Origin of the sequence: Mycolicibacterium llatzerense (assembly GCF_000878195.1) — a bacterium.
GTDB classification, from domain to species: Bacteria; Actinomycetota; Actinomycetes; order Mycobacteriales; family Mycobacteriaceae; genus Mycobacterium; species Mycobacterium llatzerense.
Genome location: NZ_JXST01000007.1, coordinates 45,995 through 61,985, shown reverse-complemented (window position 1 = coordinate 61,985; position 15,991 = coordinate 45,995). Strand labels below are relative to the sequence as shown.

General features: G+C 63.1%; 13 protein-coding genes and 1 pseudogene. 8 read left to right on the top strand and 6 right to left on the bottom strand.

The window, feature by feature from the left end; genetic code table 11:
• Positions 1–260: 260 nt before the first annotated feature.
• The 7 genes and pseudogenes from TL10_RS06780 to TL10_RS31190 form a co-directional block, all read left to right on the top strand.
• Positions 261–1,028, top strand: a complete 768-nt coding sequence (locus tag TL10_RS06780; RefSeq protein WP_011895438.1) for an enoyl-CoA hydratase/isomerase family protein — start codon at positions 261–263, stop codon at positions 1,026–1,028.
• A gap of 2 nt (positions 1,029–1,030) precedes the next feature.
• Positions 1,031–1,843: a TIGR03084 family metal-binding protein gene (locus tag TL10_RS06775; protein WP_043985040.1), complete on the top strand. Its 813-nt coding sequence runs from the start codon at positions 1,031–1,033 to the stop codon at positions 1,841–1,843.
• A complete protein-coding gene (locus TL10_RS06770; protein WP_011895440.1) occupies positions 1,840–3,576 on the top strand; it encodes an acyclic terpene utilization AtuA family protein in 1,737 nt (578 codons plus the stop codon). Before TL10_RS06775 ends, TL10_RS06770 begins: the two co-directional genes overlap by 4 nt.
• A gap of 413 nt (positions 3,577–3,989) precedes the next feature.
• Positions 3,990–4,652, top strand: a complete 663-nt coding sequence (locus TL10_RS06765) for a TetR/AcrR family transcriptional regulator (RefSeq protein WP_043985038.1) — start codon at positions 3,990–3,992, stop codon at positions 4,650–4,652.
• 13 nt (positions 4,653–4,665) lie between these two features.
• Positions 4,666–5,157, top strand: coding sequence for an adenylate cyclase regulatory domain-containing protein (locus tag TL10_RS30050; RefSeq protein WP_157850356.1), 492 nt, complete (start codon positions 4,666–4,668; stop codon positions 5,155–5,157).
• A 187-nt stretch (positions 5,158–5,344) separates the two neighbouring features.
• Positions 5,345–6,489 (top strand): IS3 family transposase gene (locus TL10_RS06750; protein ID WP_423136059.1). Its coding sequence is split into 2 segments (ribosomal slippage): positions 5,345–5,609 and positions 5,609–6,489, totalling 1,146 coding nucleotides; the frame shifts between segments, so codons are not numbered across the junction.
• 61 nt (positions 6,490–6,550) lie between these two features.
• Positions 6,551–7,090: pseudogene (locus TL10_RS31190) on the top strand (adenylate/guanylate cyclase domain-containing protein); the annotation flags it as partial.
• Between the two features lie 109 nt (positions 7,091–7,199).
• Here the strand turns inward: TL10_RS31190 and TL10_RS06740 are convergent.
• Positions 7,200–8,345, bottom strand: a complete 1,146-nt coding sequence (locus tag TL10_RS06740) for an acyl-CoA dehydrogenase family protein (protein ID WP_043985036.1) — start codon at positions 8,343–8,345, stop codon at positions 7,200–7,202.
• Between the two features lie 138 nt (positions 8,346–8,483).
• On the opposite strand from TL10_RS06740, the gene TL10_RS06735 reads away from it, so the two are divergent.
• A complete protein-coding gene (locus tag TL10_RS06735) occupies positions 8,484–9,200 on the top strand; it encodes a TetR/AcrR family transcriptional regulator (protein WP_234711386.1) in 717 nt (238 codons plus the stop codon).
• Between the two features lie 23 nt (positions 9,201–9,223).
• On the opposite strand, the gene TL10_RS30045 is transcribed toward TL10_RS06735, so the two are convergent.
• The 5 genes from TL10_RS30045 to TL10_RS06710 form a co-directional block, all read right to left on the bottom strand.
• Complete coding sequence (locus TL10_RS30045; protein ID WP_234711385.1) at positions 9,224–10,024, bottom strand: SDR family NAD(P)-dependent oxidoreductase; 801 nt, start codon at positions 10,022–10,024, stop codon at positions 9,224–9,226.
• A 163-nt stretch (positions 10,025–10,187) separates the two neighbouring features.
• Positions 10,188–11,645: a cytochrome P450 gene (locus TL10_RS06725; protein WP_043985034.1), complete on the bottom strand. Its 1,458-nt coding sequence runs from the start codon at positions 11,643–11,645 to the stop codon at positions 10,188–10,190.
• A gap of 154 nt (positions 11,646–11,799) precedes the next feature.
• The gene (locus TL10_RS06720) at positions 11,800–13,389 is read right to left on the bottom strand and encodes a flavin-containing monooxygenase (RefSeq protein WP_043985033.1); all 1,590 of its coding nucleotides are present in this window, start codon (positions 13,387–13,389) and stop codon (positions 11,800–11,802) included.
• A gap of 62 nt (positions 13,390–13,451) precedes the next feature.
• Positions 13,452–14,414 (bottom strand): alpha/beta hydrolase, encoded by a 963-nt coding sequence (locus TL10_RS06715; protein ID WP_043985032.1) that lies wholly within the window; start codon positions 14,412–14,414, stop codon positions 13,452–13,454.
• Positions 14,411–15,925: a flavin-containing monooxygenase gene (locus TL10_RS06710; RefSeq protein ID WP_043985121.1), complete on the bottom strand. Its 1,515-nt coding sequence runs from the start codon at positions 15,923–15,925 to the stop codon at positions 14,411–14,413. The genes TL10_RS06715 and TL10_RS06710 overlap by 4 nt, the downstream gene beginning before the upstream one ends.
• Between the last annotated feature and the right edge of the window lie 66 nt (positions 15,926–15,991).

The window sequence follows — 15,991 nt, the reverse complement described above, 5'->3', positions numbered from 1 at the left end:
CATTCTTGCCGAGGACTTGACGTACGAATGCAACCCCGTGTTGCGGCCTTGGGATCCGATCTCGTCAATCGCTCGAACCGAATGCGGCCGACGAGGTGGCGAACCCAACATTTACGGAGCTGGCCACGCCGGTCGGGTTGCGCCGCCGGACGCAACGCGTTCGCTCACCAACTGGTCCTCGCGACATTCTGCCGGGTAACGTACTGCGAGTGAACGAGCCCTCACATCGGGAGGGCGGGTGCCGATCAGGACGGGGATTGATGAGCGAGGAAGCGATCACCTACGAGGTCGTCGACGGGGTGGCCTGGTTGACGATCAATCGCCCCGAGGCACGGAACGCGCTCAACGGGGCGGTCCGGCAGGGACTGTTCCACAGCGTTCACCGCTTCAACGCCGACGACTCCGCCAAGGTTCTGGTGCTGACCGGGGCAGGCGATAAGGCGTTCTGCGCCGGAGGGGACCTTAAAGAGATGGCGGAGACGGCGCTCACGGTTCCGCCGCCAGACTTCGCGCCGCAATTCGGGCGCAACATCCAGGTCGCCAAGCCGACCATCGCCGCGGTGAACGGCGTCGCCTTCGCCGGCGGATTCCTACTGGCCCAGCAGTGCGACCTCGTCATCGCAGCCGAGCACGCCAGGTTCGCGGTCAGCGAGGTCAAGGTAGGCCGCGGCTCGCCATGGGCTGTCCCGCTGTCGTGGCTGCTGCCGCCGCGGATTGCGCTGCAGATTTTGATGACCGGCGACCCGATCACTGCCGAGCGCGCCCGCGAGGTAGGCATGGTGAACGAGGTCGTGCCCGCAGCGGAGCTGCGGGTACGAGTTCAGGAGATCGCCCTGCGGATCGCTTCCAACGCACCGCTGTCCGTACTCGCGGCAAAAAAGACCGTATACCTCTCCGCAGCGCACCACCTGACGGAGGCCTACGCCCACGCCGACCAGATATGGGAGCCGGTGTACCTCAGCGCCGACGCGCTAGAGGGTCCCGCCGCGTTCCGCGAGAAGCGCACACCGGTTTGGAAGGGACGTTAGACGTGGCCGTGCCGATGGAGTCCTTGATCACCGACATCGGGGCGGAAACGGCCGAGCTGTGGTCACTGATCGCCGAGCTGCCCGAGGGGCAAGCCGGGTGGGACGCGCCCACCCCCGCGGCAGGCTGGGCGGTCCGCGATCAGATCAGCCATCTTGCGTTCTTCGACGACGCCGCGGTGCGCTCAGCCACCGACCCCGAAGGGTTCACGGCCGAGGTGCTGCCCGTGCTCGCCGACGGCCGGATCTCCCCGGACACCATCGCCGAGCGCTACCGGCCGATGCCGACAGCGGAGCTGCTGTCCTGGTTCGACGGCGCGCGCCGCGCCCTCGTCGCTGCCTTCGCAGCGATCGACCCCTCGATGCGGGTGCCGTGGTTCGGCCTCCCTATGAGCGCGGCTTCCTCGCTGACCGCGCGGATCATGGAGACCTGGGCGCACGGTCAGGACATCGCCGACGCGCTGGGAGTGACCCGTGTGCCCTCGGCCCGGTTGCGCCACGTCGCCCACATCGGCGTGGGAGCGCGGGCGTTCAGCTACATGGCCAACGGCCTGGAGGTGCCCGAGGAACCCGTCCGTGTCGAGCTCACCGCACCGGGGGGCACGCTGTGGACCTGGGGCCCCGACGGCGTGCCCAACCGGGTCACCGGCACTGCGCACGACTTCTGCCTGCTCGTCACCCAGCGCAGGCATCGCGACGACACCGCACTGCACGTCACCGGTCCGCTCGCCGAACAGTGGCTCTCCATCGCGCAGGCCTTCGCCGGACCTCCCGGTGGCGGGCGCACCGCAGGACAGTTCGACGGAGGTGTGTCGTGAGGGACCCGGTACGCATCGGAAATTGCTCGGGCTTCTACGGCGACCGGATCGCCGCGGCGCGGGAGATGGTCGAGGGCGGGACGGGCGAGCAGAGCATCGACGTGCTGTGCGGGGACTACCTCGCTGAACTGACGATGCTCATCCTGGCGAAGGCCCAGGCGAAGGATCCGGCGGGCGGTTACGCGCGCACGTTCCTGACCCAGATGGAGCAGGTGTTGGGCACCTGTTCCGACCGCGGTATCAAGATCGTGGCCAACGCCGGTGGGCTCAACCCGGCCGGGCTGGCCGTCAGATTGCGCGAGCTTGCGGACCGGCTCGGTATCACCGTCCGGATCGCCCACATCGAAGGTGACGACTTGCGCGGGAACCTCTCCGCGATCACCCCTGCGGTCGGTGAGGTCAAGCCGGTCTCGGCCAACGCCTACCTCGGGGGTTGGGGTATCGCCGAAGCGCTGGGTGCGGGCGCCGACGTCGTCGTCACCGGACGGGTGACAGACGCCTCGCTGGTCGTCGGCCCGGCCGCCTGGTGGCACGGGTGGGAGCGCACCGACTGGGACCGGCTCGCCGGTGCCGTCGTGGCCGGCCACGTCATCGAATGCGGACCACAGGCCACGGGCGGCAACTACGCCTTCCTCGACGAGATCACCGACCGTCGCTACCCGGGCTTCCCGATCGCGGAGGTGGCGGCCGACGGCTCGTCGGTGATCACCAAGCACGCCGACACCGGGGGGCTGGTGTCGGTCGGTACGGTCACCGCCCAGCTGCTCTACGAGATCGCCGAGCCGGCCTATCTGGGGCCCGACGTGGTGACTCACTTCGACACGATCTCGCTGGCCCAGCAGGCCGAGCACCGGGTGGCGATCACGGGTGTCACCGGCAGCCCGCCACCGGAGACGCTCAAGGTGGCGCTGAACGAGGTCGGGGGCTACCGGAACACCATGACGATGGTGCTCACCGGCTTGGACCTGGAGGCGAAAGCCGCGTTCGCGCAGCAGCAGCTGTTCGACATCCTCGGCGGCCGGGGATCCTTCGCCGAGGTCGACGTCCGGTTTCTGCGTTTCGACACACCGGACGCCCCCACCAACGACCAGGCGTGCGCGCACTTGCGGATCACGGTCAAGGACACCGACCCGCGCAAGGTCGGCCGGGCGTTCTCGAGCGCAATCATGGAGATCGCTCTGGCCGGGTATGCCGGCTTCCACACCACCACGCCACCCACGTCGGAGTCAGTGTTCGGCGTGTATCGCCCAGCGACCGTGCCCCGGTCGAGCGTGACGCAGGTCGTGGTGCTGCCCAACGGTGAGCGCCGGAGGATCGCCGATCCGCCGACCGGTAGCGTGCCGGCCGCGAAGGTCCGGGGCAGCGCGGCAGCCGCGCCGCCGACCGAGCCGACATGCCGCGCGCCGCTGGGCGCGGTTCTGGGCGCGCGGTCCGGCGACAAGGGCGGCAACGCCAATATTGGTCTCTGGGCCCGCGACGACGCCGGCTATGCCTGGGTGCGCGAGCACTTAACCGTCGAGCGACTGCGCGGGCTGCTCGGCCCGGAGGCTGCGCAGCTGCGCATAGAGCGATTCGAGCTGCCCAACCTGCGTGCGCTCAACGTTGTGGTGCACGGGCTGCTGGGGGAAGGCGTGGCATCCTCGACCCGGCCGGATGCCCAGGCGAAGGGCTTGTGCGAGTACCTGCGCTCCCGCATCGTGGACATACCGCAATCCCTTGTCGGCGCGACCTGACAAATCCCGAATTTGGAGTAGCCGGGCCACTCTGTCGACGTATCGCCAATCAAGTCGCCGTCCTCTGCCTGCTGCTTGACGTAGCCCCTTTGCCAAAGCCGTGTTGCCGAACGATGTGATGACGATCGGATGACGCCAACAGCGTCCGGCAGACGGAGAGATGGCTTTGTCCAGTTCCTTGCCGAACTGGACATCCAAAGAGGGCGCAGCGATCTGCCCACGCGGTTGCCGATCTTGGCCAATGAGCGGGCACATCCACGAATGGGGATCACACGCGCAGGCGCCAGCCACCTGCCACTGGGCGTCTACATTTCAACTCAACCTGGGATTGTGAGCAGGTGTTAACGTTCGTAGTGTAGCTCCCGGCGCTGCAGTGCTGCGCGAGCCCTGGTTGCGAGCGAAGGAAGGTAGTAGTGAACAAGGTGGTCGTTGCCGGACGTACCCGGGTCGGCGGCGAACGTCGGGAACGGATTCTCGCCTCTGCCACCGAGTTGATTGCCGAGCGGGGCTACCACGCTGTCTCCATGGCCGACATCGGCGTTGCATCAGGGGTCGTCGGGCCGGCCATCTATCGCCATTTCAACAGTAAGAGCGACCTACTGGCGGCCCTCTTCGAGCGTGTGGTGGACAAACTCCTAAAGCGTGCGACGGCGATCGTGGAGCAGTCCCGCGACGAGGCGGAGGCGCTGACCCTGCTGGTGTCAGATCAAGTCGCCTTGGTAATGGATCAACGCGAGCTGGCAATGGTGTATTACCGCGAGGTGCACAATCTGTCGGATCACCACCAGAGCCAATTGCGCCGAAAGCAGCGGCTCTATCTGGAAGAGTGGGTACACCTCGTGGGGGAGTTGCGGCCCGCGGTCGACGAGATCGAACTTCGGGCGATGGTTCATGGGGCGATCGGAGCCATTCAATCGATCTTGCACTACCGCGGCACTGGTTTGGCTCCCGAACAGACCTCCGCGCTGCTCGTTGCGATGGGTCACGCCGTGCTCGGCGTCCCCGCGTCTAGCTACCAGATGGGTGCCGTGACCACTGCTCGATCCTGTCCTCGTCCTGGCACGCCGCAGCACTAGGGACATTCTGAGGGTGTCAGCAACACACGAAGACGACTTCGCTCAGTATGGTCTGCTCGACGGTCTCGAGGGCAACAGCCGCCAGGAGAGGACTGATCTTATTGCCTGGCTGCATGCCCAGGGCTTCACGACTGATCAAATCCGACTGGCGGCTCCAACCCCTCTCCTGCTTCCTACCGGCCGCGTACTGGGTGATGAGGGGCGGTACATCTCTCTGCGCGAGCTGAGCACAGAAACCGGAATGGACCCAGAGCTCCTCACACGGCTGCTCGATGCTGCCGGCCTCCCTCGACCGGAAGACCCCTGCAACGCGGAACTGCTTCGTGCCGACGGTGACGCAATCGCACGCGCACGACACTTCATCGACATGGGCGTTAATCCAGACGAAACAGTCGCCATATTGCGGGCCCTCACGGCAGGCATCGGGCAGGCCACAGAGATGATGCGTGACTTCGTGCTGAACATGTTGCTTGTTCCGGGGGGGGAGCGAGATCCAACTCGCTGACGCCCTCCAAGAGTTCGCACGACGAGCGAGGCCAGACTTGTTATCCGCGGTTGGCGAACTTTTCCTCATGAGTCTCCGCAGTTCGTTGGAGGCAGAGGCGATCACCGCTGGCGTGTTCCCACTGACTGAGTCCAACCAGTTTTAGAGTCCTGTAGCCCGATGTCGGGCGAGAAGGGACGATGAACGTATGGCTGGTCGGAAGCGGAATTCCGCGGAGGACATCGTGCGCAAGTTGCGCCGCGCCGATGAGTTGGCTGCCGAAGGCAAGACCGGCGAGGAAATCGCCACCGAGCTGGAGGTGTCGCCGGCGACGTTGTACAACTGGCGCCGCTCCTACGGTGGCATGGACACCGACGCCGCCAAAGAGCTCAAGGAGCTGCGCGAGCAGAACGCCCGGCTCAAGCGCCTGCTCGCCGAGGCCGAGCTGGTCAAGGACGCTTTGCGGGAGGTCGCGAAGGGAAAATTCTGAGCCCAGCTGCCAAGCGCCGCGCCGTCGATATGCTCACCACCGCGTTGGGCATGTCGGAACGGTTGGCGTGCAAAGCCGTTGGGCTGGCCCGCTCCACCTGCCGACGTCTGCCGTTGTCGCAGACCCCCGCCGATCCTGACGCCGAGATGAGGGCCTGGCTGCGTTCCTACGCGGTCAAGCACCCGTGTCATGGGTTCCGGCGTGCCTGGGCGGCGTTGCGCTACGACGAGCGCCGTGAGGTCAACAAGAAGAAGGTCCACCGTCTGTGGCGTGAGGAGGGCCTGCAGGTGCGGGTCCGTAGTCCGCGTAAGCGGGCCGGGGTGTCCTCGATCCCGCCGATCGTGGCCGACGCCCCGAACGTGGTGTGGGCGATCGACTTCCAGTTCGACTCCACCATCGACGGCAAGGCCATCAAGATCGCGTCGATGATCGACGAACACACGAGGGTGTCGCTGCTCAACATCGTCGAGCGCTCGATCACTGCCGAGCGGCTTGTCGACGAGCTCCAGACGGTGTTCGCCGTGGCTGGCGGGCCGCCCAAGGTGCTGCGGATGGACAACGGTCCGGAGTTCATTTCTCAAGCACTGCAACAGTTCTGCGACGGGAGGTTCGGCATGTCGTATATCCCGCCGGGCACACCCTGGAACAACGGACATATCGAATCGTTCAACAACCGCCTACGCAAGGAGTGCCTCAACCGCAACCACTGGAACACCCTGCTCGAGGCCCGCGTGGTCATCGGCGACTTCAAGGCCGACCACAACCACCGACACCGACACTCGGCCCTGGGCTACCGCACACCGGCCGAGTACGCTGCGGTCTGCAGGTGCACCCACACCCCGATGGCCTGCAGCATCAACTGAATCTGGATCACACCAACCCGACTCTAGAAACGGGTGGACTCAGAGACGGGGACTCGCCACCGCCGCAGAACGAGCAGCAGGACGGCTGCCGGAAGCGCGCGAGATAACCGTTGCATTCGCCGACGTGGTGGGGCTTACCGAATTGGGCGAAAAGCTTCAGCCCGACGATTTGGAGAGGCTCGCGAATCGACTTGCGACTGCTGCGCGCGATGCAGCCAACCCACCGGTGAGATTCGTAAAATCCATCGGGGACGCGGTCATGCTGGTCTCGTCACAACCGACGCCGCTGGTAACGACGATGCTGGACCTGGTCGACAGCGCGTCGGCAAACGACCTGCCTTCCTTGAGGATTGGCGTGGCGTCCGGGTCAGCGGTCTCGCGGGCGGGCGACTGGTTCGGCAACCCCGTGAACCTGGCCAGCCGAGTGAGCGCGGCGGCGCGGCCAGGGGCAGTGTTGGTGGCGGACTCGACGCGGGCGATCGTCGACGACGACGCAGGCCTCCGGTGGTCGTCCGCCGGCGCATACCGTCTGAAGGGCGTCAGCAGCAAGGTCAACCTGTCGCGGGTGAGGCGCGCCCAGGCGGCTGAGTACCCCGTTTGAATCGAGCTCACTAGCGCCCGCCTAATGAACAAGTCAAGACCTACTTGATAAGCCGAACGCCACCTCGCTATCGCGGCCCCTCGTAACCAATCTAGCGGTCGAATTCGATCTAAAGCGACCGAGCAATGATCTCCTTCATAATCTCGTTTGTCCCACCGTAGATCTTCTGAACGCGAGCATCGGCCCACATCCTGCCGATGGGATACTCGGTCATATAGCCGTAGCCGCCGTGGAGCTGCAAGCAGTCATCAAGGGCGACCATCGCACGCTCAGTAGTCCACCACTTCGCCATCGCGACAGTGGGGATGTCGAGTTCACCGCGCAGATGGCGGGCGACGCAGTCGTCGATGAAAACGCGGCTGATATGGGCATCGGTGGCGACCTCGGCAAGTTTGAACTTGGTGTTTTGGAAGGCGAAGACAGGCTTGCCGAAGGCATGCCGATCCTTGGTGTATTCAACAGTGAACTCGAGCGCTGTTTCTAGTACTGTCACTGCACCAAGCGCAAGGATCAATCGCTCTTGGGGAAGTTGCTGCATCAACTGAATGAATCCCAGTCCTTCAGTCGTACCCAGGAGGTTCTCTACGGGAATGTGCACGTCTTCGAAATAGAGCTCGGAGGTGTCCTGGCCGCGCTGACCGACCTTGTCCAACACCCGACCCCGCCGGAAGCCCGGCCGATCGCCTTCGACCAACACCAACGAGATTCCGTTAGCTCCGGCAGTCGGGTCGGTCTTGGCGACGACGATGATCAAGTCGGCCTGAGCGCCATTGGTGATGAATGTCTTGGAACCGTTGACAACGTATTCGTCTCCAACGCGCAGTGCCTTGGTCGTAACAGATTGGAGATCGGAGCCCGTGCCTGGCTCCGTCATCGCAATCGCGCCAACCATCTCACCAGTTGCCAGTCGGGGCAGAAAACGTTCCTTCTGCTCGTCGGTGCCATACTCGAGCAGGTAGTGGGCGACGATTCCGCTATGCAGCGCCGCACCCCATGCTGAATCACCGATGCGGGCCTGTTCCTCGATCAAGACCGCCTCATGGGCGAATGTTCCACCACCTCCGCCGTACTGTTCGGGGATTGACATGCACAGCAACCCCAGATCACCCGCCCGGGTCCACAGGTCTCGATCCACGTGGTGCTGCTCGATGAAGCGGGCACTGTGCGGCGCGATCTCCTTCTCACAGAACGTGCGCGCCAAATCGCGGAGTGCATCGAGGTCGTCGTCCATCCAGCTAGAGCGATTGGCTGCCATTAGAGAGTCCTCACTGTTATTACTTGCGCACCGATCCCGCAATGGGTCTCGCTACACGCTTATGGGTACATGGTGTACCACGAAACGGACACTGGGTACAACACGTACCCAGAACTTTCCAGAGCGCGGGGCGCTACGGTGAGCATCGTGGAGCGAAAGCAATGGGCGGACACCACAGCGGGACGCCGTGCAACCAGTAAGTTGCCAGGCCGCGAACTACGTCGTGAACAGATCATCGAAGCAGCGCTCAGCGCAATCGAAGACAACGGACCCCACGCACTCACCGGCCAGATCGCAGACAAGGCCGGTTTAGTCCGCACGCACTTTTACCGCCACTTCGCAAGTAAAGAAGAACTCGATCTGGCCGTCGCCCGCCACGTCCACCGCGAACTCACTGCAAAGATTCGCCTAACTCTGGATGTGCAGGGATCACCGCTAGACGTGATTCGCGCGCCGGTCACACAGCACGTCATATGGGCTGACGAACACCCCAACCTCTATCGGTTCTTGGTGAACCGACACTATCGGCGCAGCACCGAGAAAACCTCGCCCGGCACCAGTGCATTCGCCTCCGAACTCGCCGTCGCGGGTGCCCGTTACTTTCCTCGCTACGGCGAGGACTCAGAGGCGGCAGACCGCAATGTCGCCGCCATCATGGGCCTGATGGACGCTTCGGTCCTATGGTGGCTGGACCATCGCGACTCCACTCGTGACGAACTCGTCGTTCGATTGACACGGCAAACCTGGTTGATAATCAATGACAGGCTGCAGGAACTGGGATTCCAGCTTGATCCCCACTTACCACTCTGCGAACCGAAAACCTCATCAGGTACAACTCGAGCCTCCCCACGCTAAACCCTCCGTCTTAGACACCGCCATCAACGATGATTGCGTTGGCGCCGCTCACCAACGCCGCGCATCAACGCGAAAGCTTTCAACCCGAGCGACGGCGCAGCATCGCTAGTGCGCGCAACTACGCCGCGCCACCGAGGAACTACCCGGAATATCTGGCGACTCTCCAGCAACTCGAGTCCTGCGCGGGCCACGGCCGCCGCATCCATTGGACGAGGTCCGGCGAACAGTAGCGCCGCCCCAGGGTCGGCGACTCGGTCGGTGACCATTTTCGTACTCACCACGTCGGGGCATAGCGCCCGGGCACGGATTTGCAATCCCGCATGGTCAAGATCGCCTTGCAGCGATGTGGTGAACGACAATACGGCGGCTTTAGTGGCTGCGTACATCGCGAGTCCAGGGATGGGGGCCAGAGCCGAGAGCGACGCGATGTTGAGGATCGCACCCCCACCTGCGCCCATGGCGGCAACTGCCGCGTGTGACCCGGCAACGACACCTCGTACATTTACATCGAGGATCGACGCAATCTCGGCATCGCTGTGACTCCAGCTGTTACCCGCGATTAGGATCCCAGCGTTGTTTACCCACACCGCCAGAGGGCCAGCGGCTAAAGCCTGAGCAGCGACTTCCCGATGACCCGACGGATCTCGTACGTCGTGCGTGGCGCTCCAAGCGCCACCGCCGACCTCGGTGGCAGCGCGCTCCGCCGCGTCGCCATCGACATCCGTGAGCAAAACCTTGTGACCGGCAGCGGCGAGTTGTCTCGCGATCTCCAGACCAATCCCTCGACCTGCTCCTGTGACGACGGCTGTTGATGGTTCTAGCATGACCATCCTTTCCGGCAGTTTGCGTAGGTTTGCCGACTACGGTTCGCCGGGGTTTGTTGAGGATCTCCGAGGCCACTTGGAGGACTGCGTCGATTCTGCCGGCGCCCTGTGAGGGCGATGTGCTCGGCCAAGCACTCAAAAGTCTCGTGGAATGACCTAGATATCATCGGCGACACAACGTAATAGGTAGGCCGTCGACAGGGACAGGCAGGGACGTATTGTCCCACCGAACGCGGTAGCCGTCATCCAGACTCCAGGTGAATTCCCGCAGCATCTCGTGCAGTATTGCCTTCACCTCCAAGGTGCCGAAGTGCATCCCGATGCACTTGTGCGCGCCTCCTCCGAACGGAAGCCAGGCGAAGCGGTGGGCGTGATCCTCGCGCCGTGGCGGCTCGAATCGCGTTGGGTCAAACCGGTCCGGCTCGGTCCACACTGTGGGCGCAAAGTGGTTGACCGCAGGCGTGATGGCGACAAGCACTCCGGAGGGGACGTAGTAGCCATCAATTGCGGTGTCGGTCACCGTCTTACGCATAACCAACGGTACCGGTGCAACTAGTCTGAGCGACTCCTTGATGACCAAGTCCATCGCCGTGAGCCCCTCCAGGTCCTCAATGTCCGGCAGATCGTCGCCTAGACGGTCAGACTCAGCACGAAGTCGATCCTGCCATTCAGGATTCTTCGCCAAGAAGTACGCCACAGCGGCAGTGGTGATCGTTGACGTGTCATGAGCGGCCATCATCAGAAAGATCATGTGATTTATGATGTCCGCATCAGTGAAGCGTTCGCCGTCCTCGGCGCGCGCCTCACATAGCGCGGCGAATAAATCATCATTCTGCCCCGAGCGTGCCGCCGGTAAGTGCCGGGCGAAGTACGCCTCCAGCAACCGGCGACCGCGCACTCCGGCGCGGTACCGCGTCCCGGGCAGAGGAGCACGCACGATCGCACTGGCAGCGCGGACGGTTGCTACAAAGGCTCGATTTACTGAACGGCTGTCCTCTTTCCCGCGGCCGCCCATGAACACATCGGTTGCCACGTTGAGCGTCAAATCCTTCAACAGGGGATACAAGCGGACACCCGAACCGGTCGGCCACTTCGGTACGCTAGAACGAACCGATGGCCCGACCTGCTTGACATAACCGGTTAGTCGCGGACGTGTGAACGCCTCCTGCATGATTCGCCGATGCATCAGATGCTCATCGAAGCTCATCAGCATCAGCCCCCGATGAAAGAACGCATCGATGAGAAAACCCCAACCATCTTGCGAGAAAGCCTTGGCTTTGGTGGTGAGTGCTTCTTGAGTTGCCTGCGGTCCCGCAATGACGACCATCTTGGTGCCAAACGCCCCCATCCACGAGACCGAACCAAATCTCTCGTACCGCTCTCTACTGAGGTCAGAGCCGAAGCGAATGTAGTCCAGTGTGTGGCCAACGAGAGGCAATCCCTGATCGCCGATAACTGGCTTCAATCCGCTACCTGTCGGCGGCGCGGCAAGTTCGCGAACCGGCCATCGTCGACTCACCTCCTGGATAGCGCGCTCGACGCGCTGCGGGAGGGGATTCAGTAGTACCGACGACAGACGGTCACGGGACTTGCTTGCCGAACCGGACGGCGATTTGGTCATCGAGTGCCCCCTTGATGTTGTTTCTCGCATTATCGGAAGGATTTCACCCATCGTTTACACCGGTGACCACCCTGTCAACGGCGATCACAGTTGCCGCTCGAATGTCAGCGACTCCCCGCCGTCCTCGGATACCCGTCACTGAACAGAGCCGCCACTAGTCGACGCTATCGGCCCCGCTGGGGGCATAGGGCATGTCGGCCAGATGGGTGTTGGCCGGCTCGGGTGTCCCCCTGCGCGACGAGTTCGCGGGCGCGGGACGCGACAGGACGTAAGCGCGCCGCTTCGGCCTGCGCGCACGAAGGCGATACAGGAAGGTCGGGCTGGGCCAGTTGGTGGATATCGAACCGCGCGCCGAGCGATACCAGCTCGTGCACATAGTCCACACGGATTTGTCCAGGCGGCGACCCAACCGGTCGTTGAAGCGCTTCTCCACGTCGGCACGCACCTCGATGACACTTCGCGGATGGGCACGGAGAACCTTCATCAACCTGACGATGTGTCGGGCCTGCGACTCGAGCATGTAGACAATCGACCCGGATCCCACGTTGGTGTTCGGCCCGTACATCATGAGGAAATTCGGGAAATCTGGCACCGACAGGCCGTAGTAGGCGTGCGCGCCATCTGCCCACACGTCCGACAATGTTCGGTCCGAACGGCCGTGGACCTCCATCGGGGAAAGAAACTCGGTGGCACTAAAGCCGGTGCCGTAGATGATGACGTCGGCGGCATGGAATTCGCCGTCCACCGTGCGAATTCCGCCGGGTTCTACTGCCTCAATATCGTCGGTCACCAGTGCGACGTTGGGACGGGCGAGTGCGGGGTAGTAGTCGCTGGAGAACAGGATCCTCTTGCATCCGGGCGCATAGTCCGGTGTCAGTTGGGAACGCAGCCGCGCGTCGTGCACCTGGCGACCTAGGTGCCTGAGGGCGACGCCGCCAAGGACTCGCGCCACTGGCTTCGCATCGACGAGTGCCAACGCCAAGAACTCGAATATCGTCCAGATCATCAGACGTTCGCTGAGCCGCAGAATGGGTAACTTGCGCAGCAGTTGGTGATGCCGCCCACCGTACTGACGATCGAATTTGGGCAGCACCCATGGGGCTGACCGTTGGAAAACATCCAAGTGCGCGGCGCATGCAGCGACCACCGGGACGAATTGCACCGCACTTGCGCCAGTGCCGACGACCGCAATGCGCTTGCCGCTGAGATTCAGATCGTGGTCCCAATTGGCGGAATGAAACGACGGGCCCGCGAACCCCGACATTCCAGGAATGTTCGGGATCGAAGGGCGCGACAGCTGTCCCACGGCCGAAATGACGACATCACACTCCAATTCTTCGTTGGAAGTCGTGGTCAGACGCCATGTGTTCGAGCGCTCATCGAAGGCTGCCTTGGCGACTTCGGTCTTCGTCCGAAGGAGGGGCAGCAATCCACTTTCGTCGACGACGCGGCGAAGGTAGGCGAGGATGTCGCGTTGTTCCGCGTAACGCCGGCCCCACGTGGGATTTGGCGCCGAGGAGATCGAGTACAGCTGCGACGGGACATCACAGGCAGCCCCCGGGTAGGTGTTCTCCCGCCAGACTCCCCCGACACCATCGCCCTTTTCGACGATGAGGACCCTGTCGAACCCCGCGCGTGTGAGGCGGAGTGCCAGGGTAATTCCGGCGAAGCCGGCGCCGATGATGACGATCGAGGGGTTACCAGGGGGATTGTCCTGGGTTTGTTCAAGTTTCACGGGTTTCATCGTTAGCTCATACAACCTTCGTGCTGGGGCGCCTCGTGGTCAAGGCGTGCGCAGGGACGCTGTCAACGGACGGTGGCCGAAGTAGCCAAGAACTCGCCACCGAGCCTGAGGGCCTCACGCGCTTCGGGCAATAGGCGAAACATCGCCTGGAAGACATGGATCTGGCCGCGGAAAACTTGCAACTGCGAGGAGACCCCTGCAGTCTGCAGACGTTTGGCAAAGACTCTGGAGTCGTCGAGCAACATCTCTCGTCCGCCGACCTGAATCAAAGTTGGTGGCATGTCCGTGAGATCAGCGTCGAGCACGCTTATCCTCGGGTCGGCTGGATCGGCGCCCGCCACGTACAGACCCATTGTTCTCGACGCAGAGATGGCGGACGCAAAGGGGTCCCGTCTGCGCAGATCACGGTCCATCGCAAGTTGACATGTCAAATCCAGCACCGGCGACATCAGCAGCATGGCATCCGGCGTCGGCAGTCGATGTTCCCGAGCGCCAAGCGCCGTCGCCGCAGCAAGCTGGCCGCCTGCGGAATCTCCGGCGAGCGCCACCGTGCCAGAAGACGCGGTGATCGCGCTTCCCTCTGTCAACCATCGATAAGCGATCAGTGCATCATCTGCGGCCGCCGGGAAGGGATATTTCGGGACCAATCGATAGCGCACGGCAAATACCGGCCTGCGGGCGGCCGCGGACAGTTCGCTGATGAGGCCACGGTGGGTCTCGGGAGAGCACATAGAAAATGCGCCGCCGTGTATATAAAGAATCGGCGGAGCATCCGAGGCCACGTTGGCCGCCTTGACCCAGTCGCCTCGCACACGTTCACCGGCGAAGGGCGTGTCTACCTTCTCGACACTGATTGCGCGCCTTGGCCGCGACACCACGAGTGTTCCCCGTAGCACGCGGTCCATGACCGCGAAGCCATGCTCGTTGGCCGGAATCACCTGCGTGAGAGGTCGAAGAACGCGTCGCGCCGTTGCCGCGACCAGGTGGCTCGCCATGCTCGGATTCGGCCTGGCAGGTGAACTCATCCGGCGGTGACCACCTTCTGTGGGGCAGTGTCCGCCTTTTTCGCCGGTCGTCGTTCGAAACGGTAGTCGGCCAGGTCGAATCGTCGACTGCGCCAGATCGACTCGACCGTCGTCGTCGGACGCAGAGGCACGTCCCCATGCTTGTCGAAGTAATAGCTGTTCGCGCCCGCGCAGCTGTCCTGCCAGAAGACCTGCGTATGCCGCCGTGCCAGCATCTCCGCGAAGAAGCGTTGATTCGCCTCCTCGCGTACCTCGACGTAGTTCGAGCCGGCCGTCCTGGCCTGCCGGAGGCAACGGAGAATGTGACCCGCCTGTGCCTCGATGAGTGCGAAGTAGGACGAGCCGTTGTATCCGTACGGGCCAAACACTGAGAAATGGTTCGGGAATCCTGGCACGCTGACGCCCTCATATGCCTGGAGTCGGTTCTCGTCCCACCACTGTGCCTGGTCTCGGCCGGCGACACCTCTGAGCGAGTAGGTGGGCATGCTGTCCGATTCCATGACCTTGAATCCCGTTGCCAGCACGAGCACGTCGATCTCGTGTCTGGCGCCATCGGCCGTAATTACCGCGGTTTCATCCACCCGGGTGATGGGGTTGGTTTCAAGATGGACGTTGCCGCGGTTGAACGTCTTGAGATATTCGTTGTGAAAGCTTGGCCGCTTGCAGCCCAGCGCGTAGCGCGGTGTCAGCTTATCCCGAACGACCGGGTCTGTGACCTGCCGACGCATGTAGCTGATCGCTGCACGCTCGATCGCCGACGCCAGCGGTATGGCGGTATGGAAGTGCGCTGCGACGGGAAAGGTGAGTTCGACAAACGCCTGGCTGGCTGCCCGCGCGGCGATCTGCGCTCCGGGTGCGAGCCGGAGAAGAGCACTCAGCGGGCGGGGCACCGCGAAGTCGAATTTCGGTAGACACCATATCGGGGTGCGCTGAAAGACGGTGAGTGTGTCCACGTCCTTGGCTATCGAGGGGATCAGTTGCACCGCCGAGGCGCCCGTCCCGATGACGGCGACCCTCTTTCCGGTGAGGGTCTGCTGGTGGTCCCAGCGCGACGTGTGCATCGTGACCCCGCCGAAGTCCCCGACCCCCGGTATGTCCGGCGTTTTTGGTCGCGTGAGAACCCCGGAGGCATTGATGACGAACCTGGCTGTCAGTTCCTCATCTGTCGAGGTGAACAAACGCCACAATGTCGATTCTTCGTCGAACTCAGCCCTCACAACCGTGACTCCGAAGCGGATGCGCGACGCGAGGCCATATTTTTCCACGCAATGCTTCGCGTAGTTCTTCAGTTCGATCCCCGGCGCATAGGTACGTGACCACGACGGGCGTTTCTCAAAGGAGAATTGGTAACTATATGACGGAATGTCTACTGCAATCCCCGGGTAGGTATTCCAGTACCAGGTTCCACCCACCCCTTGGGCCTCATCAACGATGAGGAAGTCTGAGAAACCTTCCTTCAGCAGCTTGATGCCCACCCCGATCCCGGAGAATCCAGCTCCGATGACCAATATCTCGTGGGTGGGGACCTCGTGGGTGGGGACCTCGTACGTAGAGGCTCCGGAGGTGGGGGCATTCTC